The sequence below is a fragment of the Corallococcus sp. CA053C genome (assembly GCF_003611675.1).
Taxonomy (GTDB): domain Bacteria; phylum Myxococcota; class Myxococcia; order Myxococcales; family Myxococcaceae; genus Corallococcus.
This window is the reverse complement of record NZ_RAWA01000162.1, coordinates 1-19,743: the sequence shown is the minus strand read 5'-3', so window position 1 is coordinate 19,743 and position 19,743 is coordinate 1. Positions and strand designations below refer to the sequence as shown.

Annotated in this window: 16 protein-coding genes; all 16 read left to right on the top strand. The window is 67.8% G+C overall.

All coding sequences use genetic code 11. The features are described 5' to 3' along the window. The first annotated feature begins 380 nt into the window (after positions 1 to 380). Positions 381 to 902 carry a 50S ribosomal protein L10 gene (gene rplJ, locus D7V97_RS21495; RefSeq protein ID WP_120612527.1) on the top strand — a complete coding sequence of 174 codons (522 nt, stop codon included), beginning with the start codon at positions 381 to 383 and terminating at the stop codon, positions 900 to 902. A 92-nt stretch (positions 903 to 994) separates the two neighbouring features. After that, entirely contained in the window at positions 995 to 1,363 is a 369-nt protein-coding gene (gene rplL, locus D7V97_RS21490; RefSeq protein ID WP_120612526.1) for a 50S ribosomal protein L7/L12, read from the top strand. A gap of 180 nt (positions 1,364 to 1,543) precedes the next feature. Continuing rightward, on the top strand, positions 1,544 to 5,770 hold the full coding sequence (gene rpoB / locus D7V97_RS21485; protein WP_120612525.1) for a DNA-directed RNA polymerase subunit beta: 4,227 nt from the start codon (positions 1,544 to 1,546) through the stop codon (positions 5,768 to 5,770). A gap of 135 nt (positions 5,771 to 5,905) precedes the next feature. Continuing rightward, a complete protein-coding gene (rpoC, locus tag D7V97_RS21480; protein WP_120612524.1) occupies positions 5,906 to 10,117 on the top strand; it encodes a DNA-directed RNA polymerase subunit beta' in 4,212 nt (1,403 codons plus the stop codon). 177 nt (positions 10,118 to 10,294) lie between these two features. Further along, positions 10,295 to 10,756 (top strand): hypothetical protein, encoded by a 462-nt coding sequence (locus D7V97_RS21475; RefSeq protein ID WP_120612523.1) that lies wholly within the window; start codon positions 10,295 to 10,297, stop codon positions 10,754 to 10,756. A 103-nt stretch (positions 10,757 to 10,859) separates the two neighbouring features. Further along, entirely contained in the window at positions 10,860 to 11,210 is a 351-nt protein-coding gene (locus tag D7V97_RS21470) for a phasin family protein (RefSeq protein WP_120612522.1), read from the top strand. Then, positions 11,207 to 11,968 carry a lytic transglycosylase domain-containing protein gene (locus tag D7V97_RS21465; protein ID WP_120612521.1) on the top strand — a complete coding sequence of 254 codons (762 nt, stop codon included), beginning with the start codon at positions 11,207 to 11,209 and terminating at the stop codon, positions 11,966 to 11,968. The genes D7V97_RS21470 and D7V97_RS21465 overlap by 4 nt, the downstream gene beginning before the upstream one ends. A 147-nt stretch (positions 11,969 to 12,115) precedes the next feature. Then, the gene (locus D7V97_RS21460) at positions 12,116 to 12,799 is read left to right on the top strand and encodes a hypothetical protein (protein WP_120612520.1); all 684 of its coding nucleotides are present in this window, start codon (positions 12,116 to 12,118) and stop codon (positions 12,797 to 12,799) included. Between the two features lie 29 nt (positions 12,800 to 12,828). After that, positions 12,829 to 13,293: a social motility and stimulation tgl protein gene (locus D7V97_RS21455; RefSeq protein WP_120612519.1), complete on the top strand. Its 465-nt coding sequence runs from the start codon at positions 12,829 to 12,831 to the stop codon at positions 13,291 to 13,293. A 23-nt stretch (positions 13,294 to 13,316) separates the two neighbouring features. Beyond that, positions 13,317 to 14,075 carry a social motility TPR repeat lipoprotein Tgl gene (gene tgl, locus D7V97_RS21450; protein ID WP_120612518.1) on the top strand — a complete coding sequence of 253 codons (759 nt, stop codon included), beginning with the start codon at positions 13,317 to 13,319 and terminating at the stop codon, positions 14,073 to 14,075. A gap of 18 nt (positions 14,076 to 14,093) precedes the next feature. Then, the gene (locus D7V97_RS21445) at positions 14,094 to 14,480 is read left to right on the top strand and encodes a RodZ family helix-turn-helix domain-containing protein (RefSeq protein ID WP_120612529.1); all 387 of its coding nucleotides are present in this window, start codon (positions 14,094 to 14,096) and stop codon (positions 14,478 to 14,480) included. Between the two features lie 9 nt (positions 14,481 to 14,489). Further along, positions 14,490 to 15,224, top strand: coding sequence for a DNA repair protein RecO (gene recO, locus D7V97_RS21440; protein WP_120612517.1), 735 nt, complete (start codon positions 14,490 to 14,492; stop codon positions 15,222 to 15,224). A gap of 34 nt (positions 15,225 to 15,258) precedes the next feature. Continuing rightward, positions 15,259 to 16,284, top strand: coding sequence for a carbohydrate kinase (locus tag D7V97_RS21435; RefSeq protein ID WP_120612516.1), 1,026 nt, complete (start codon positions 15,259 to 15,261; stop codon positions 16,282 to 16,284). A gap of 78 nt (positions 16,285 to 16,362) precedes the next feature. Then, a complete protein-coding gene (locus tag D7V97_RS21430; RefSeq protein WP_120612515.1) occupies positions 16,363 to 17,655 on the top strand; it encodes a nucleotidyltransferase domain-containing protein in 1,293 nt (430 codons plus the stop codon). Beyond that, a complete protein-coding gene (locus tag D7V97_RS21425; protein ID WP_199728889.1) occupies positions 17,652 to 18,440 on the top strand; it encodes a nucleotidyltransferase domain-containing protein in 789 nt (262 codons plus the stop codon). Before D7V97_RS21430 ends, D7V97_RS21425 begins: the two co-directional genes overlap by 4 nt. 117 nt (positions 18,441 to 18,557) lie before the next feature. Further along, on the top strand, positions 18,558 to 19,743 hold a 1,186-nt coding region (locus D7V97_RS21420), incomplete at its 3' end, for a serine/threonine-protein kinase (RefSeq protein WP_147444912.1).

Here is a 19,743-nt window from a genome sequence, read left to right as displayed (position 1 = left end):
GCCGGGAAGGGTGCGCTCCCTGACGGGGAGCGTCAGTCCTGTCGCCTGCCCAACGTCGGTCGCATAGAAAGTGCTGGATCTTTGCGAAAGCCGGGGGTATAGGCCCCCGGCTTTTGCAATTGGAGCGCCATGTCGAGAGACACGGTGTTCCGACCTGGTTCATGACAGCAGGGACCCGGAAGGGGAGAAGACGCGTCCGTTGGGAACCGGGTAACCGGTCGGACCGTCCATCCGCTCCAGGTTCAAACGGCCGCAAGGTCAGCCCTGCCGAGACTGGAGGTGCGGTGTGGTGCCTCTCGGAGGCCCCCCTCTCGCTCTGCCACTTTGGCCCAGGCATCACGCCCGACCGTCAGGTCGGGCCTAAAAGGAGGTGAGTCAAGGTGCTGAAGAGCGAGAAGGAAGTGATGATCAAGGAACTCCACGAGAAGTTCGCCCGGACCAAGTCCGCGGTGGTCGCCGAGTTCTCCAAGGTGGACGTGGAGACGGTGACCAAGCTTCGTCGGAAGTTCCGCGAGGGCAAGGTCGAGTACAAGGTCATCAAGAACACGCTGGCGCGCCGTGCCGCTGAGGGCACGTCCGTCTCCGTGATTTCGGATGACTTCACGGGTCCCGTGGCCCTGTGCATCAGCTACGACGACGTGGTGGCTCCTGCCAAGATCCTGATGGAGTTCATCAAGGACATGGAGACCATCAAGGTCCGCAGCGCCGTGGTGGACGGCCGCAAGGTCGACGTCAACGGTGTGAAGGCGCTGGCGAAGTTGCCGGGCCTCAATGAGCTCCGAGGGCAGTTGCTCGGAATGCTCAACCAGCCTGCTGGCAAGCTGGTTCGGACCATCGCGGCCCCCGGGTCGCAGCTCGCGCGGGTCATCCAGGCCAACGCGGACAAGTCGAAGCCCGAGTAATCGTCCCGAGAAGTTTTTCTACCGCAACCCCCGCGGCCAGGCTGACCCAATGGGTCGCCGGCCGTTAGTCAACACCAGAAGGACACAGTTCCATGGCTGACCTGAACAAGATTGCCGAAGACCTCTCCTCCCTGACCATCCTGGAGGCCGCTGAGCTCGTGAAGGCCCTCGAGGCCAAGTGGGGCGTTTCCGCTGCGGCCGTTGCCGTTGCCGCGGGTCCTGCCGTTGCCGCCGCTCCTGTCGAGGAGAAGACGGAGTTCAACGTGGTTCTCGCGAACGCGGGCGCCAACAAGATCAACGTCATCAAGGAGATCCGCGCCATCACCGGCCTGGGCCTGAAGGAGGCCAAGGACCTGGTCGAGGGCGCGCCCAAGACGGTCAAGGAAGGCGTCAACAAGGACGACGCCAAGAAGATCAAGGACCAGCTCACCGCGGCTGGCGCCACCGTCGAAGTGAAGTAGTTCTGACAGGGGCTGTCCTGTTCTTCCGGGAAATCCCGGGCAGCCTCCTGACCGGATGAGCAGGCCGGCGTCCCCTTTGCTGGGGCGCCGGCTTTGCCCATTTGACATTTGCCAAATTTCCCGGCGCCGCCGCGCGTTACTGAAGTTTGCCCCGCCCGAGCAGCCGTCTCCGGAGACCGAATGCCGACGCAGATCCAGAACAATTTCCGCGTGCGGAAGACCTTCGCCAAAATCGCGAAGATCATCGACATTCCCAATCTCATCAACATCCAGAAGCAGTCCTACGAAAAGTTCCTCCAGGCCGATATTGCCCCGGAGAAGCGCGAGGACCTTGGCCTTCAGGGTGTCTTCAAGTCCGTCTTCCCGATCCGGGACTTCAACGAGACCTCCTCGCTGGAGTTTGTCAGCTATCACCTGGAAAAGCCGAAGTACGACGTCGATGAGTGCCACCAGCGTGGAATGACCTACTCGGCGCCCATCAAGGTCGTCGTGCGCCTGGTCGTGTGGGACAAGGACGAGGAAACTGGCGCCCAGTCGATCCGCGATGTGAAGGAGCAGGAAGTCTACTTCGGCGAAATCCCGCTGATGACCCAGAACGGTACGTTCATCATCAACGGCACCGAGCGAGTCGTCGTGAGCCAGCTGCACCGCAGCCCGGGTGCGTTCTTCGACCACGACAAGGGCAAGAGCCACTCGTCGGGCAAGCTGCTCTACAACGCCCGCATCATCCCGTACCGCGGCTCGTGGATCGACTTCGAGTTCGACCACAAGGACCTGCTGTACGTGCGCATCGACCGGCGCCGCAAGCTGCCGGCCACCGTGCTCATCCGCGCCCTGGGCGCCGTCGGTGACACGGCGAAGAAGAACCCGCTCGACTTCAAGGGCTCCACCGAGGAGATCCTCAACTACTACTACGCCACCGAGACCATCTACCTGCAGAGCGCCGCCGACTTCGAGAAGAGCGTCGAGCTGGAGCTCCTGCCGGGTCAGCGCGCCACGCGCGACATCAAGACCAAGTCCGGTGAGTTGATCGTCAAGAAGAACCGCAAGTTCACGCGCGCCGCCATCAAGAAGCTTGAAGCGGCGAAGATGACCAAGCTGCCCATCGACGTGGACGAGCTGTTCACCAAGGTTTCCGCCTACGACGTCGTGGACGAGAACACCGGTGAGGTCATCCTCGAGTGCAACGAGGAGGTCTCGCAGGAGAAGGTGGACGAGCTCCTCAAGCGCGACATCAAGGAGTTCAAGGTCCTCTTCATCGACAACCTCAACGTGGGTCCGTACCTGCGTGAGACGTTGATGCTGGACAAGATCGAGTCGCCCGAGCAGGCCATCATGGAGATCTACCGGCGCCTGCGCCCGGGTGATCCCCCGACGCCGGAGACGGCGACGAACCTGTTCAGCAACCTGTTCTTCAATCCGGAGCGCTACGACCTGTCCAAGGTCGGCCGCCTCAAGCTGAACTTCAAGTTCAGCCTCGAGGAGCCTTTGGATGGCCAGATCCTCACCAAGCGCGACATCCTGGAGGTCATCCGCTACCTGATCGACCTCAAGAACGGCAAGGGGACGATCGACGACATCGACCACCTGGGCAACCGGCGCGTGCGCGCGGTGGGTGAGCTGCTGGAGAACCAGTACCGCATCGGTCTGGTTCGCATGGAGCGGGCGATCAAGGAGCGCATGAGCCTCCAGGAGATCGAGACGCTCATGCCGCACGACCTCATCAACGCCAAGCCCGTGACGGCGGTCATCAAGGAGTTCTTCGGGTCCAGCCAGCTGTCGCAGTTCATGGACCAGACGAACCCGCTCTCGGAAGTCACGCACAAGCGCCGTCTGTCCGCGCTCGGGCCTGGCGGTCTGACCCGCGAGCGCGCCGGCTTCGAGGTGCGCGACGTGCACCCGACGCACTACGGCCGCATCTGCCCCATCGAGACGCCGGAAGGCCCGAACATCGGCCTCATCGCGTCGCTGTCGACCTATGCGCGCGTCAACGAGTTCGGCTTCGTGGAGACGCCGTACCGCAAGGTGGACGCGGGCAGCGTGACCGCGGACGTGGCCTTCTACTCGGCGCTCGAGGAGGAGAAGCACACCATCGCCCAGGCGAACGCGGAGACGGACAAGAAGGGCAAGTTCGTCAACGCGCTGGTGCAGAGCCGCCGCAGCGGCGAGTTCGTCCAGGTCAAGGCCGAGGACGTGGACCTGATGGACGTGTCCCCGAACCAGCTCGTGTCGGTGGCCGCCTCCCTCATCCCGTTCCTGGAGAACGACGACGCGAACCGCGCGCTCATGGGCTCCAACATGCAGCGCCAGGCCGTGCCGCTGCTGCGCACGTCCGCGCCGCTCGTGGGCACGGGCATCGAGGCCATCGTGGCCCGCGACTCGGGCGTCACCTGCGTGGCGCGCCGCGACGGCATCGTGGAGTCGGTGGACGCCGGCCGCATCGTGGTGAAGGCGGACTCCAACGCGGCCCTGAGCGACGTGTCCAGCGAGGTGGACATCTACAACCTGCTCAAGTACCAGCGCTCCAACCAGAACACGTGCCTCAACCAGAAGCCCATCATCCGCAAGGGTGACCGGGTGAAGAAGGGCGACGTGATCGCGGACGGTCCGGCCACCGAAACCGGTGAGCTGGCGCTGGGACAGAACATCGTCGTCGCGTTCATGCCGTGGCAGGGCTACAACTTCGAAGACTCCATCCTGCTGAGCGAGCGCATCCTCAAGGAGGACGTCTTCACGTCCATCCACATCGAGGAGTTCGAGTGCATCGCGCGCGACACCAAGCTGGGCAAGGAGGAGATCACCCGCGACATCCCGAACGTGGGTGAAGAGGCCCTCAAGGACCTGGACGAGAGCGGCATCATCCGCATCGGCGCCGAGGTGAAGCCCGGCGACGTGCTGGTGGGCAAGATCACTCCGAAGGGCGAGACCCAGCTCTCCCCCGAAGAGAAGCTCCTTCGCGCCATCTTCGGTGAGAAGGCCGGCGACGTGCGTGACAGCTCCCTGCGCGTGCCTCCGGGCGTGGTGGGCACCGTCATCAACGCCAAGGTGTTCAGCCGCAAGGGCGTGGAGAAGGACGAGCGCGCCAAGCAGATCGAGTCCATGGAGGAGGCGAAGCTCCTCAAGGACCAGAACGACGAGATCAAGGTCCTCCAGGACTCCGCCTACAGCCGCCTGCGCGGCCTGGTCCGCGGCAAGGAGGTCCAGGGCAAGCTCGTGGACGACAAGGGGAAGATCCTCCTGAAGAAGGGCGACATCCTCAACGACGAGCTGCTGACCACGGTGCCGTACAAGTACTGGGGTGAGATCTCCGTCGGCGAGCCGCTGGACGCGCGCCTGCGCGACATCCTGCGCAGCCTGGAAGAGACGAAGGAGGCCGTGAAGCTGGCCTTCGGCGAGAAGATCGCCCGCATCAAGAAGGGCGACGAGCTTCCTCCGGGCGTCATCAAGATGGTGAAGGTGTACGTCGCCATCAAGCGCAAGCTGGCGGTGGGCGACAAGATGGCCGGTCGCCACGGCAACAAGGGCGTCGTGTCCCGCGTCCTCCCCGAGGAGGACATGCCGTACCTGGAGGACGGGCGTCCGGTGGACATCGTCCTCAACCCGCTCGGCGTCCCCAGCCGCATGAACATCGGGCAGATCCTCGAGGTCCACCTGGGTTGGGCCGCGAAGGGCGTCGGCGAGCAGCTGCAGCGCTACCTCGACGAGAACTTCAGCGGCGAGCAGCTCAAGAAGCAGCTGAAGGTCGTCTACGACGACAAGGCCTTCGGCGACTTCGTGGACGGCCTGTCCGACCAGGAGGTCCAGGACCTCTGCCGCCGGCTCAAGAAGGGCATCCACGTGGCGACGCCGGTGTTCGACGGCGCTCGCGAGACGGAGCTGCACGCCCTCTTCGATGAGGGCCGGCTGCCGCGCTCGGGCCAGATGGTGCTCTTCGACGGCCGCACGGGTGAGCCGTTCGACCAGAACGTCACCGTGGGCGTGATGTACATGCTCAAGCTGCACCACCTGGTGGACGAGAAGATCCACGCCCGTTCCATCGGGCCCTACTCGCTCGTCACGCAGCAGCCCCTGGGCGGCAAGGCCCAGTTCGGCGGCCAGCGTCTGGGCGAGATGGAAGTGTGGGCGATGGAGGCCTACGGCGCGGCGTACACGCTGCAGGAGTTCCTCACCGTCAAGTCGGACGACGTGGTGGGCCGCACGCGCATGTACGAGGCGATCGTCAAGGGCGACAACGTCCTCGAGAGCGGCCTGCCCGAGTCGTTCAACGTGCTCCTCAAGGAGCTCCAGTCGCTGGCCCTGGACGTGGAGCTGTTGGAGAGCGCGCCCCCCGAACGGCAGCGCAGCTTCGGCGGCGACTTCCTCGGCGGCGGTGACGGCGAGGATCGCAAGTCGGGGACCGAGGCCTAAGGCCTTTTCTAAGAAGCCGGCGCGCCCGCCTGACCGGTCGGAACCGCTTCCTCGTGGAGGGAGCGGCCGACCGGGTGCAGGGCGGGGGCCCGAAACGTTTGGCGCCTTGAGCGCTCATAAGTTTTCGGAGGCAACGTGAAGGACATTTTCAACTTCTTCGAGAAGCCGAAGGACCCGCTGTCGTTCAACGCCATCCGCATCGCGCTGGCGTCGCCCGACAAGATCCGGCAGTGGTCGCACGGCGAGGTGAAGAAGCCGGAGACCATCAACTACCGCACGTTCAAGCCGGAGCGCGACGGCCTGTTCTGCGCGCGCATCTTCGGTCCCGTGAAGGACTACGAGTGCAACTGCGGCAAGTACAAGCGCATGAAGCACCGCGGCGTCGTGTGTGAGAAGTGCGGCGTGGAGGTCATCCAGTCCAAGGTGCGCCGTGAGCGCCTGGGACACATCACGCTCGCCACGCCCGTGGCCCACATCTGGTTCCTCAAGTCGCTGCCCAGCCGCATCGGCAACCTGCTCGACATCACCCTCAAGGAGATGGAGAAGGTGCTGTACTGCGAGAGCTACATGGTCATCGACCCGAAGGCGACGCCGCTGCAGCGTGGCGAGCTCGTCTCCGAGGAGAAGATGCACCGGCTCTTCCAGGAGCACGGCGAGGACTCGTTCACCGCGGGCATGGGCGGCGAGGCCGTCCGTGAGATGCTCAAGTCCCTGGACGTGGAGAAGCTGTCCGAGGAACTGCGCAAGGACATGCGCGAGACCACCAGCGAGGCGAAGCGGAAGAAGTACGCCAAGCGCCTGAAGGTGGCCGAGGCGTTCCGCGTCTCTGGCAACAAGCCGGAGTGGATGATGCTGGACGTCATCCCCGTGATTCCGCCCGACCTGCGTCCGCTCGTCCCCCTGGACGGTGGCCGCTTCGCGACGTCCGACCTCAACGACCTGTACCGCCGCGTCATCAACCGCAACAACCGTCTCAAGCGGCTCCAGGAGCTCAACGCTCCGGACATCATCATCCGCAACGAGAAGCGGATGCTGCAGGAGGCGGTGGACGCGCTGTTCGACAACGGCCGCCGCGGCAAGACCATCACCGGCCCGAACAAGCGGCCGCTGAAGTCGCTGTCCGACATGCTCAAGGGCAAGCAGGGCCGGTTCCGTCAGAACCTGCTCGGCAAGCGCGTGGACTACTCGGGCCGCTCGGTCATCGTCGTCGGTCCCGAGCTGCGCCTGCACCAGTGCGGCCTGCCGAAGATCATGGCGCTCGAGCTGTTCAAGCCGTTCATCTACAACAAGCTCGAAGAGAAGGGCTACGTCACCACCATCAAGTCGGCGAAGAAGATGGTGGAGAAGGAGCGTCCGGAGGTCTGGGACATCCTCGAGGACGTGATCCGCGAGCACCCGGTGCTCCTCAACCGCGCGCCCACGCTGCACCGCCTGGGCATGCAGGCCTTCGAGCCCGTGCTCATCGAAGGCAAGGCCATCCAGCTGCACCCGCTGGTCTGCGCCGCGTTCAACGCGGACTTCGACGGCGACCAGATGGCCGTGCACGTGCCCCTCTCCATCGAGGCCCAGATGGAAGCGCGCGTGCTGATGATGTCGACGAACAACATCCTCAGCCCCGCGAACGGCAAGCCCATCATCGTCCCGACGCAGGACATGGTGCTCGGCATCTACTACATGACCCGCGCCCGCGAGTTCGCCAACGGCGAAGGCCGCGTGTTCGCGTCGCCGGAGGAAGTGCGCGCCGCGTACGACCACGGCGAGGTGCACCTGCAGGCCAAGGTGGTGTGCCGCATCGACGCCAAGCGCAAGGAGACCACGGTCGGCCGCGTGCTGCTGTGGGAAGTCGTGCCGCGCCGCGTGGGCTTCGACGCCATCAACAAGGTGCTCGACAAGAAGTCGCTCGGTAACCTCATCGACCTCTGCTACCGCCTCACGGGCGAGAAGGAGACGGTGCTGCTGGCCGACCGCATCCGCAGCCTCGGCTACTTCCACGCGACCCGCGCCGGCATCTCCATCGCGCTCAAGGACATGATCATCCCTGCGAAGAAGCAGGAGTTCCTGGACTACGCGCGCAAGGAAGTGGCGGAGATCGAGAACCAGTACCTCGAGGGCCTCATCACCGACGGTGAGCGCTACAACAAGGTCATCGATATCTGGGCGGAGATCACCGAGAAGGTCGCCCAGGAGATGATGCAGCAGATCTCCACCGACGAGGCCACCGGGTACCACGAGGGCGTGCGCACGACGCGCAAGCAGCCGTCGTTCAACCCCATCTACATCATGGCCGACTCGGGCGCGCGCGGCAGCGCCCAGCAGATCCGTCAGCTGGCCGGTATGCGCGGCCTGATGGCCAAGCCCTCCGGCGAAATCATCGAGACGCCCATCACGGCCAACTTCCGTGAAGGCCTCTCCGTGCTCCAGTACTTCATCTCCACGCACGGCGCCCGCAAGGGCCTGGCGGACACGGCGCTCAAGACGGCCAACTCCGGTTACCTCACCCGCCGTCTCGTGGACGTGGCGCAGGACGCCATCATCAACGAGTACGACTGCGGCACCATGGACGGTCTGTTCATTGGCGCCCTGGTCGAAGGCGGAGAGATCATCGAGCCGCTGGGTGAGCGCATCCTGGGCCGCGTGGCCCTGGACGACATCCTCGACCCGGTGACGGGCGAGGTGCTGGTGCGCGCCAACGAGGAGATCGACGAGGAGCGCGTCCGCCGCATCGAGAACAGCGGTCTGGACCGGGTGAAGATCCGCTCGGTGCTCACCTGCCAGGCCAAGCGCGGCATCTGCGTGGAGTGCTACGGCCGTGACCTGGCGCGCGGCCGCAAGGTGTCCGTCGGCGAGGCCGTGGGCGTCATCGCGGCGCAGTCCATCGGTGAGCCGGGTACCCAGCTCACGATGCGCACCTTCCACATCGGTGGTGCGGCGACGCGGCGCGCGGAGCAGTCCAGCCTCGAGAACCGCTACGCGGGCTCCGTGAAGTTCGCGGGCCTGAACACGGTGCAGAAGGCGGACGGCACGCTGGTGGCCATGAACCGCAACGGCGAGCTCGTCGTCGTCGACGAGTCGGGCCGCGAGCGCGAGCGCTATCAGATCATCTACGGCGCCCGCATCCTGGTGAAGGAACACCAGAAGCTGGAGCCGGGCGTGCTCCTGGCCGAGTGGGACCCGTTCGCGATTCCCCTGCTCACGGAAGTGGGCGGTGTCGTGCGCTACGAGGACATCATCGAAGGCGTGACGATGTCCGAAACGCTCGATGAAGTGACGGGCCTGTCGCGCAAGACGGTCATCGAGTCCAAGGACCCGGAGGCGCGTCCGCGCGTCACCATCCGCGACGCGCAGGGCAACGTGAAGGACCTGCCGTCCTCCCGGAACCAGGCGAGCTACTTCCTGCCCCAGGGCGCGATCATCACCGTGAACGACACGGATGAGATCTCCGCGGGCGAGGTCATCGCCAAGGTGCCGCGCGAGACGACGAAGACCAAGGACATCACGGGCGGTCTGCCCCGCGTGGCCGAGCTCTTCGAGGCGCGCAAGCCCAAGGACGCGGCGGCGATCGCGGAGATCGACGGCGTGGTGTCCTTCGGCAAGGACACCAAGGGCAAGCGCAAGCTCATCATCACCCCCGAGGTGAGCGGTGAGCAGCGCGCGGACCTGGCCAAGGAGTACCTGATCTCCAAGGGCAAGAGCATCAACGTCCACTCCGGCGACCGCGTGAAGGCCGGCGAGGCGATGATGGACGGCGCGGCCAACCCGCACGACATCCTCAAGGTGCTGGGCGAGAAGGAACTCGCGCGCTACCTGGTGGACGAAGTGCAGGAGGTCTACCGACTGCAAGGCGTGAAGATCAACGACAAGCACATCGAGACGATCGTCCGGCAGATGCTGCGCCGGGTGCGCGTCACGGACGTGGGCGACACCAACTTCCTGGTCGACGAGCAGGTCGAGAAGTGGGTGTTCGAGGAGGAGAACGAGAAGGTCATGGCCGAGGGCAAGCGCCCGGCCGTGGGTGAGCCGCTGCTGCTCGGCATCACCAAGGCCTCGCTCTCCACCGAGTCGTTTATCTCCTCGGCGTCGTTCCAGGAGACCACGAAGGTGCTCACCGAGGCCGCCATCAACGGCAAGGTGGACTACCTGCGCGGCCTCAAGGAGAACGTCATCATGGGCCGGCTCATCCCCGCCGGCACGGGCCTGCCGAACTACAAGCACCTCGACATCGAGGTGGAGAGCCCCACGGACGAGGTCAACGAGATGGAGGCCGCCCTGGCCGCCACCCACGGAGACACCGGCCCGCTGGCCCCTCCGCCGTCGCGGCCGGACACCCGGTCCACCGACGTCGCCTAGTGCCCTGACGGAGCGTCCCTGACGCTCCGGGAGACCGCCGCCGTCCTGGTTCATGCCGGGGCGGCGGCTTTCTCGTTTTGCACATTTCATCAGCCTTCAGCTTGACAGCATGTCGCGGTGCGTTATGTTGACGCATCACGTTATCGGCCCGGGATTCCCCGGGTGGGGGAGAGCGACATGACTACGACGAGTGAGAAGACGGCGGAGAAGACGGGTGTCACGCAGAACGTGGAGAGCTTCCTGAAGGGGCAGCTGTCCCAGGCCCAGAAGCGTTTCGAGGGGCTGGAAGGGGAGGCGAACAAGGCCTTCAAGGTGCTGGAGACGCGGGGCCAGGAGGCGAAGAAGGAGGTCCAGGCCCTGTGGACGAAGGTGCAGGCCGGTGAGCTGCGCGCGGACCCCCGGGTGCAGGAGCTGACCAAGAAGGTGGATGCGGCGGGCACGGAGCTGCGCAAGCGGCTGGATGGGCTGCAGGCGAAGGTCGTGGAGGCGGTGGGAGTTGCCAGCCAGTCCCAGGTGCAGCAGATCACCCACGAACTGGGCCGCCTGTCGAAGAAGCTGGATGTACTGCTGAAGCCCACCCGTCGGGCCCACGGCGCGACCAAGAATTCGGGCAGCGCGGCGTCTTCTCCGCGAGCCTGAGCAGCGTTTTCTTCACCCAAGGGGTGTGCTTAGGTGGCAGCCCCTTTCGTTTGAATGCCTCGGGTTTCCCTTCAGGGGCCCGGGGCGCTCCCGGAGCGACTTCATGGACAACAATACCGAGGCCCCCCGAGAGAAGACCTCCGTGGCGGAGGCGTTCGAGCGCATCTGGAGCCAGGCGCTCCTGGCGGTGAACACGGCGGAGGAGGAGGCTTCCCGTGCCGTGCAGCGCGTGGCGACCGTCGCGGGCTGGAGCCAGGACGAGGTGAAGCGTCAGGCCCGGGAGTTCTCGGAGCGGCTGACGGGGCACCGCAAGGACCTGGAGCACAACGTGGAGGAGCGGGTGCGCACGGCGCTCACGCTCTTGAAGCTGCCGCGCCGCGAGGAGTTGCAGGCGTTTGGCAGCCGCCTGGAGCGCCTCTCCGAGCGCATCCAGGCCCTGGAGCACCGCAAGTGAGTGGACCCGCCGCCTCGGGCGGCAGGTCGTTGGGAACGCGGTTCTTCGCGGGGCTGCATGCCCTGAGCAGCGGGTGCTCCCGGCTCCCGTTGCTCGCGGGCGTGGCGCTCGTGGTGTCCGCGCGGGTGGTGCCCCTCCTGGAGGAGCCGCCCTCCCAGCCCGTGGTCCCCGAGGTGGTGTCCCTGGAGTCCGCCTCCGCGGAGGCGGTGCTCATCGACGCGGTGCTGGCCAAGCGCGCCCCGGACCTGGGGCTCACCCTGCGCCGGCGGCTGGGGCAGGCCATCGACGAGGAGGCCCGCCACACCGGGTATGATCCGCTGCTGGTGCTGGCCCTCATCGATGTGGAGTCCGACTTCGAGGAGGAGGCCATCTCCGACAAGGGCGCCCGCGGGCTGATGCAGATCAAGCCCAGCACGCTGCACTTCCTGGCGGAGAAGGAGGGACTGCGGCTGTCGCGCGAGGAGGTCGTGTCCGATCCCGCCGTCTGTGTGCGGCTGGGCATCCGCTACCTGCGCTCGCTGCAGGGCCGGTTTGGCGGCGACCTGGACCTGGCGCTGATGGCCTACAACGCCGGCCCCACGCGCATCCGGGACGCCCTGAAGGCGGGGGAACTGGAGAAGTTCCGCCGCTACCCCCGGGCCGTGCGGCGCGACTTCCGCCGCTTCCGCGAGGGCCACGGCCTGGGCGGAGACTGGGCGCTCGCGCAGCGGGAGTTGCCGCCCGAGGAGCCCGGCGCGACGACGACCGCGGCGCCCTGAAGACGGGCCCGCGGGACTTCCGGGTGAATGTTCGGGGCCGTGGCGCGCTCCAACCCGGGCCACACTCGCCTTGTCCCGCTCCCCGGGGTGCGCTAAGTCGTTGCAAGCCCCCGGGACTGTTGAGGATTCCCAGGAGGGATGCCCCCCATGTCTCGCCCGTCCGCTCGCATCGCGCTCACCCTCGCGACCACGCTCGTCCCCATGCTGGCCCTGGCCGGCTCCGTCTTCCTCAACGGCGTCAACATCGACGGCGTGAAGAACCAGCGCTTCGAGAAGGCCACCGTCCGCATCGACGCGGAAGGGAACGTCCACATCGATGCGCCGGGCTACGCCGCCCGGGTGACGACCGTGACGCCCGCGCCTCCACCCACCGCCACGCCGCCGGTCGCGACGCCTCCAGTCGCCGCCGCCACCGATGCCGGCGTGGCTCCGGCCGCGGCTCCGTCCGGTACCCCGGCCCCCGTGCCGGGACGCATCACCCAGCGCTACTGGCTGGTGACGGAGCAGACGACTCCGGGGATGACCGACTTCGACATCGACGTGTACGTGAACTCGCGGTGGGTGCGTCGCTTGCGCAACAACGAGGACCAGGTGGTCCAGGAGATCACCAGTCAGTTGCGTCCCGGGCCAAACGCGGTGACGCTCATTGCCCGCAAGGTGGCGGGGGGAAGTCGCCGCAGCATTTCTGCCAACAACGTCTTCAAGGTGATCATCGGGGAAGGCAATGAGGGCGGCGGCAACGTGATGATTGACACGCCCCTCATCCGCTTCCAGAAGACGGCTGCGGACGCGCAGGACGCGACCGAGGAGTTCACCCTCACCACCCGCTGACGCGGGGGGCGCGGGGAAGGGAGACGACGGTGTTCACCATCGACGAGCGCTACCGGGGTCTCCCCGCCAGCCGCGACCAGGTGCTCGCGCTGCACCTGTCCCTCAACGCGCCGCACGTGGCCATCCCCGGCAAGCAGGCGGGGCCGGCGCAGGCCTTCGTGGTGGGGCTGCGCGGAGGGCAGGGCGCGGGCGTCTTCGTGTACCTGTACCTGGTGGAGGCGGGCGACTGCGCGGTGTACGTGTCCGGCCGTCGCATCCAGTCCGCGGATGAGCTGCGCGAGGACGAGGACGACGCGCTCGCGTTCGTGGAGTCGCTGGGCTTCATGATGGACAACGCGAACTGGCGCGCCGTGGCGCCCGCGCAGCAGGACGAGTGGCTCAAGACGCTCCCCGTGTTTTTCAAGGAGCCCACGCTCGTGCCCGCCGTGAAGGCCCGTGCCGAAGAGAAGCGCAACGTCGCCACCACCCTGGGCCGCTTCCTGGCCGCGTTCTGAACCTCCACCCCGGATTGGCTCCCATGTTCCGCATCGCTTCCGCCTGCTGCCTCGCGTTCGTGCTCGCGTCCGCGGGCTGTGCGCACGTCCCCACGGAGAAGGAGCTTCGGAGTTCGGAGATCCACTACGACCTGGGCGTGCAGGCCCAGCAGCACGGCCACGTGCAGGACGCGCTCGCGGAGTACCAGAAGGCCCTGGAGCAGAACCCGGACAACCCGGAGGCCCACAACGCGGTGGGCATCCTGCTGCACCTGTCCTTCCGCCGGCTGGACGAGGCGTCGACGCACTACGAGAAGGCCCTGAAGCTGCGGCCGACCTTCTCCGACGCGCGCACCAACCTGGGCAACCTGCGGTTGGACCAGGGGCGCTACGACGAGGCCATCAAGCTGTACGAAGAGGCGCTCAACGACATGCAGTACCGCTTCGCCTTCTCCGCGCAGGGGAACATGGGCTGGGCGCTCTACAAGAAGGGCGACACCGCGAACGCGCTGCAGAACATCAAGGCGGCCGTGACGACCAACCCGGAGTTCTGCCTGGGCTTCCGGAACCTGGGCATCATCTACGACGAGACGGGCAAGACGGAGGAGGCCTGCCGGCAGTTCGCCAACTACCGTGAGAAGTGCCCGGACGCGGCGGAGGCCTACCACCGCGAGGGGGTGTGCCAGGCGAAGCTCGGGCAGGTGGACGCGGCGAAGAAGGCGTTCGCGGGCTGCGAGGCCAAGGCCCAGCCCAATGAGCAGGTGCTCAAGGACGACTGCCACCAACTGCTGGAACACCTCTAGCCAGGGGCCCTGGTGACCGTGGATCACGTCGACTTCGGCAAATACCTCAGCCAGCAACGCGAGCTCCGCGGGCTGTCGCGCGAGGACGTCTCTCGGGAGACGAAGATCCCCCCCAGCCTCGTCGCGGCGCTGGAGGCGGGTCAGGTGGAGCGTCTGCCCGAGCGCGTGTTCGTGCTGAACTACATCCGCGCGTACGCGCAGGTCATCGGGCTGTCGCCGGAGGAAGCGGCGCTGCGCTACGAGGAGGTGGACCGGGCCGTGCCCGCGCCGTCGCCCGTGCAGCTCGAGAAGGAGCGGCGCAAGCGGGCGTACGTCATCCTGGCCGCGGTGCTGGCGGTGCTGCTCCTGGGCGCGCTCCTGTTCCTGGTGCTGACCGGGAAGCTTCCGTCGCCCCTGGCGCGTTGAAGGGGGATCATGGAGCGGTACGCCGACGACGCGTTCGTCCTGTCCACGGTCGACTACGGTGACGCCGACCGGATGGTGACGCTGCTGACGCGCGAGCATGGAAAGCTGACCGCGTTCGCCGCGGGAGCGCGCAAGAGCAAGCGGCGCTTCGCGGGAGCGCTGGAGCCGTTCATGCGGCTGCGCGTCCAGTTGGTGGAGACGCGGGGCTCCACGGTGCGCCTGGACTCCGCGGACATCGTCTCGGGCTTCTATGCGGCGCGCGAGGACCTGTCGCTCATCGCCCGGGCGCTGTACGCGGTGGAGCTGTGCCGCGAGCTCACGCGCGAACATGAACCGCACCCGGAGCTGTTCCAGCTGATGGAGGGCTACCTGCAGCGGCTGGACGCGAAGGAGGCCGGGCCCACGTCGCTGCTCGCCTTCGAGCTGGCGGCGCTGGCACAGGCCGGGCTGATGCCCCGCTTCGACTCCTGCTCGCTGTGCGGTGGTGCTCCTGGAGAGCGGCCCCGGTTCGATCAGGGCCACGGCGGCGCGGTGTGCGAGCCCTGCGGCGGACGTGCTCGGGATTCGGTCGCGGTGCCGGTGGCGCTGCTGTCCGGGCTGCGCTCGCTCCAGGAGGGGGGACGCACGCCGCTGCCCGCGGACCTCCGGGCGCGCGCGCGCGGACTGCTCAACGTCTTCATCGCGCACCACCTGGGCCGGCGGCTCAAGAGCGTGGACTTCATGGCCCAGGTGGGCCTGGACTGAAGCGCGGTCCCGCACGTCGCGGGCGGAGAGCGTCATGCACGGGGCTGGGCCGCTGGACGTGGTGTGTGTCGGCGAGACGCTGGTGGACTTCCTCCCCGTCGCCGGACGCGCCTCGCGGGTTCGGGACGTGGAGGCGTGGCGGCCCGCGCCCGGAGGCTCCCCGGCCAACGTCTCCGTGGGGCTCGCGCGGTTGGGCCTGCGCTCGGCGATGGTGGGCGTGGTGGGCTCGGACGAGTTCGGCCACTTCCTGCGCGACCGCCTGGCGGCGGAGGGCGTGGACGTGAGCCACCTGCGCCAGGTGGACCATGCGCGCACGGGCCTGTTGTTCGTCTCACTGGATGCCCGGGGCGAGCGCAGCTTCACGTACTTCCGGACGCGTTCCGCGGAGTTCCTGCTGGACGACTCGGATGTGGACGGGGACTTCGTGCGCAGCGCGAAGGTGCTGCACTGTGGATCCAACTCGCTGGTGTTGCCGGAGGCGCGCGAGGCCATGGTGCGGATGCTCACCCTGGCGCGCGAGGCCGGGATGCTCGTGAGCTGTGATCCGAACCTGCGGCTCGAGGTGTGGCCCCAGCCCGAGGAACTGCGGATCCTCCTGGGGCGCATGCTGCCCCTGTGCACCGTGGTGAAGCTGTCCGAGGACGAGGCGCCCTTCGTCACCGGCGCGCGCACTCCCGAGGAGGCCCTGCGGCGGCTGTCGGAGCAGGGCGTGCGGCTGCCCGTGGTGACGCTGGGCGAGCGGGGCGCGGTGTTCCTCTGGCGGGGCGAGGTCGTCCACGTCCCCGCGCCCCAGGTGACGGTGGTGGACACCACGGGCGCGGGAGATGGTTTCGTGTCCGCGATGCTGCAGGGGCTGGTGCGCTGGTACGGGGATGCGCGCGCGCTCGCGGACGCGTCACGGGAGGACCTCACCGCGCTGATGACGTTCGCGGCCGGCGTGGGGGCGCGGGTGGTGACGAAGCTGGGGGCGGTGGCGGCGCTTCCCCTGGCGGCCGAGGTCGAGGGCCTGCTTCCCACGCGCCCCTCCGGCGTGGCCGCTCCGGAGCGCATCGCACGCTGACGCGAAGCACCGCACCCGGTCAGGCTCCCGTGCTTCACTGCGTCCCACGTGGCCCAACATCCGGCCCGGGAGGGACCGATGAGCGACCCGCGAGATGAATCCTCCGCTGCCCCTTCCGCGAGGGTCCGGGGGCTCGAACAGATCGACCGGCTGTCCGTGCCGCTGCCGCATGGCACCGAGGTCACGACGCGCGTGGAGCGCGTGGCCTCGGCGGGGCGCCGCATCCCGCAGGGCGTGGTGGGCCGGGTGGTCCGCGCTCATGACGGGGGCTTCGATGTGCAGATCGTCGGCGTGGGCGAAGTGTGGTTCGCGCGCGATGAGTTGGTGCCCCGGCGCGTGGGACAGGTCCAGTTCGCCCAGCGACGCGAAGCGGCCTGGGGTGCGCTGCGGCCGTGCGTGGTGCTGGAGACGCGCGTGGGCAGCCACGCGTGGGGGCTCGCGGACGCGCGCTCCGACGTGGACGTGCGCGGCGTGTTCGCGCTGCCCCTGCCGTGGACCCTGGGATTGGCGCAGCCGCCCCAGGACCTGGTGAGCGCGGATGGCAGCACCACGTACTGGGAGGTCCGCAAGACGGTGGAGCAGGCCCTGCGCGCGGATCCGAACACGCTCGAGACGCTGTTCGTCCCCGGCGCGACGGCGGTGGACGCGCTGGGCGCGTGGATGCTGGAGGCGCGCGAGGCGTTCGTCTCCCGGGCCATCTTCGGCAGCTTCGGGCGCTATGCCATGAGCCAGCTCGACAAGCTCACGCGCAGCCAGCGGCTGGCCGAGCACCGCGACCTGCTGCTCGCGTGGCTGTGCGAGGAGCCCACTCCGGACCTGGACGTCGTGGCCCGGCGGCTCGCCGCCGTGTCTCCCCGGACCGCGCCCACGCCCGAGGACGCGGTGCTCGCGGCGAAGACCTACGTGAAGCAGCTCTACCGTTCGCTCTGGGATCAGGGGCTGCTCGCGGCCAACGACTTCGCGGCGCTGACCGCGTACGCGCGCGGCGGCGGCCAGCGTCCTCCGTCCGCGCGGGAGCTGCGGCCGAAGAACGCCTACAACCTGCTGCGACTGGTGGCGCTGGCGACGGGCTGGCTGCGCGACGGAGTGCCCACCTTCGAGGCGACGGGGGCGTTGAAGGCGCGGCTGCTCGACATCAAGGGCGGGCAGGTGCCGCTGGAGGACGTCCTGCATGACGCCGAGGCGATGGCGCCGGAGCTGGAAGCCGCGCACCGTGAGAGCCGGCTGCCGGAGCATCCGGACTACGCGCGCGCGGATCAGCTGCTGCGGCGCGTGGGTGAAGAGGTCGCGCGGCGCTGGGTGCTGAAGTCGCCCGGGCCGCTGGGTCGTGACGCGCCGGAGGCTCCGGCGCTGGAAGGAGGGGCGGAATGAAGGGCGTGATGACGGAGCATCAGCGGCGGATGGCGGACCGGGTGCTGGACGAGGAGTCGCGTCAGCGTGAGCACCTGGTGGTCTCCCTCTCCGGCGCGCATGCGTATGGGTTCCCCTCGCCGGACAGCGACCTGGACCTCAAGTCCATCCACATCGCGTCCACCGCGTCGCTCCTGGCCCTCCAGCCCCGGCACGTGCCCGCCGAACGGCTGGAGGTGCTGGAGGGCGTGGAGGTGGACTACTCGTCCAACGAGCTGCAGCCCGTGCTGCTCGGCATCCTGCAGGGCAACGGCAACTACCTGGAGCGGGTGCTGGGGGCCATCCCCGTGCGAAGCGTTCCGGCGCTGGATGCGCTGCGTCCGCACGTGCGCGCGGTGCTGTCGCGCCGCATCCACCGGCACTACCGGGGCTTCGCGCAGGGCCAGCTTCGCGAGTGGGAGAAGAGTGGTTTCCGCTCCGCCAAGAAGTTGCTGTACGTGCTGCGCACCGCGCTCACCGGGACGCATGCGCTGCGCACGGGCGAAGTGGAGACGGACGTCACCGTCCTCCTGGAGCCGTATGGCTTCAGCGAGGCCCATGCGCTGGTGGAGCAGAAGCTGCGGGGTGAGCGCAGCGAATTGCCCGAGGCGCTCAGCGAGCGGTGGCGGGGCGAGGTGGCGCGGGCCTTCTCCGTGCTCGACGCGGCGGAAGCGGACTCCGTGCTCCCGCTGGAGCCTCCGGCCCCGGCCGTGGCCGCGCTCGAAGCGTGGATGCTCGACGTGCGGCGACAGCGGTTCGGGGCCTAATCCGCTTTCTCCGCTCTCCCTCCCGGAGGCCGGCCCCGCCCAGAGGAGCAGGGGGTGGGGTCTCCTGGAAGAGGAACATCGACCTGGGGGACCGTGGCGGGTAACATCCCCGGGGCCATGAGCACGCAGGGAGGCGCCGGAGAAGATCCCGACCGGGGGCGGCGCATTGGAAAGTACGAGATCCTCACCCGACTCTCGATGGGCGGGATGGCGGAGCTGTTCCTCGCGTTCACCTCTGGCCCTGGCGGCTTCCGCAAGTTCGTCGCGGTGAAGCAGATCCTCCCCGACATCAAGAAGGACGATCAGTTCGTCAAGATGTTCCTCGACGAGGCGCGCATCACCGCCGCCTTCTCGCACGCGAACATCGGACAGGTGTTCGACCTGGGCGAGGAGGACGGCGAGCTGTACCTCGCCATGGAGTTCCTGCCGGGCCAGAACCTGGAGCAGGTGGTGAAGATGGCGGCCAAGCGCAACTACGCGCTGCCGCTGGGCTTCAGCGCCCGCGTGATCCGCGACACGTGCCTGGGCCTGCACTACGCCCATCACTTCATGGATCCGTCGGGCCGTCCCGTGGCGGTGGTGCACCGGGACGTGTCGCCGAAGAACGTGATGCTCACCTACGACGGTGTCGTGAAGGTGATCGACTTCGGCATCGCCAAGGCGCGCGGCAAGCTGGGCCGCACGCAGGTGGGCACCGTGAAGGGGACCAGCGGCTACATGTCCCCGGAGCAGGTGCGCGGCCAGGCCCTGGACGGCCGCAGCGACCAGTTCTCCGCGGGCGTGATGATGCACGAGCTGGTGGCCGGTCAGCGCCTGTTCAACGCGCCGGGCGAGGCCGCCGTGATGATGCAGATCGTGGACGGGGAGATCCCCGCGCCGCGCTCGCTCAACCCGGCGATCCCCGAGGCCCTGGAAGGGGTGGTGCTCAAGGCCCTGTCGAGGGACGCCGGGCAGCGCTTCGGCACCTGCCGCGAGCTGGCGCGCGCCATCGAATCCACGCTGGGCTCCGAGCTGTTCGACGAAGACCAGATGACCGCCATCATGGGCGAGCTCTTCGAGGAGAAGCGCCAGAAGACGCGCACCCTCCTGGAGCTGGCCAGCCGCGCCGAGGACGCCCGCGTCAGCGAGGCCGCCGGAGCGCTGCAGGCGGAGGAGGGCAGTGACACGGCCGCCGCCGCGGCCACCGCGCAGGTGCAGTCGCCGCACGCGACGCCTCCTGCCGCGGACGTCGCGCAGTCCTTCCGCCCGACGCCCGTCCGCCGCACGGGGGCTGAAGCCGCGCCGCCGCCCCCCCGCGCCACCC

Excerpts from the sequence above, each read along its gene's own strand:
- recO (WP_120612517.1), top strand. The coding sequence starts at position 14,490 with ATGGAGCGGTACGCCGACGACGCGTTCGTCCTGTCCACGGTCGACTAC.
- D7V97_RS21430 (WP_120612515.1), top strand. The coding sequence starts at position 16,363 with ATGAGCGACCCGCGAGATGAATCCTCCGCTGCCCCTTCCGCGAGGGTC.
- D7V97_RS21475 (WP_120612523.1), top strand. The coding sequence starts at position 10,295 with ATGACTACGACGAGTGAGAAGACGGCGGAGAAGACGGGTGTCACGCAG.
- rpoB (WP_120612525.1), top strand. The coding sequence starts at position 1,544 with ATGCCGACGCAGATCCAGAACAATTTCCGCGTGCGGAAGACCTTCGCC.
- rplL (WP_120612526.1), top strand. The coding sequence starts at position 995 with ATGGCTGACCTGAACAAGATTGCCGAAGACCTCTCCTCCCTGACCATC.
- tgl (WP_120612518.1), top strand. The coding sequence starts at position 13,317 with ATGTTCCGCATCGCTTCCGCCTGCTGCCTCGCGTTCGTGCTCGCGTCC.
- D7V97_RS21470 (WP_120612522.1), top strand. The coding sequence starts at position 10,860 with ATGGACAACAATACCGAGGCCCCCCGAGAGAAGACCTCCGTGGCGGAG.
- D7V97_RS21435 (WP_120612516.1), top strand. The coding sequence starts at position 15,259 with ATGCACGGGGCTGGGCCGCTGGACGTGGTGTGTGTCGGCGAGACGCTG.
- D7V97_RS21425 (WP_199728889.1), top strand. The coding sequence starts at position 17,652 with ATGAAGGGCGTGATGACGGAGCATCAGCGGCGGATGGCGGACCGGGTG.
- D7V97_RS21460 (WP_120612520.1), top strand. The coding sequence starts at position 12,116 with ATGTCTCGCCCGTCCGCTCGCATCGCGCTCACCCTCGCGACCACGCTC.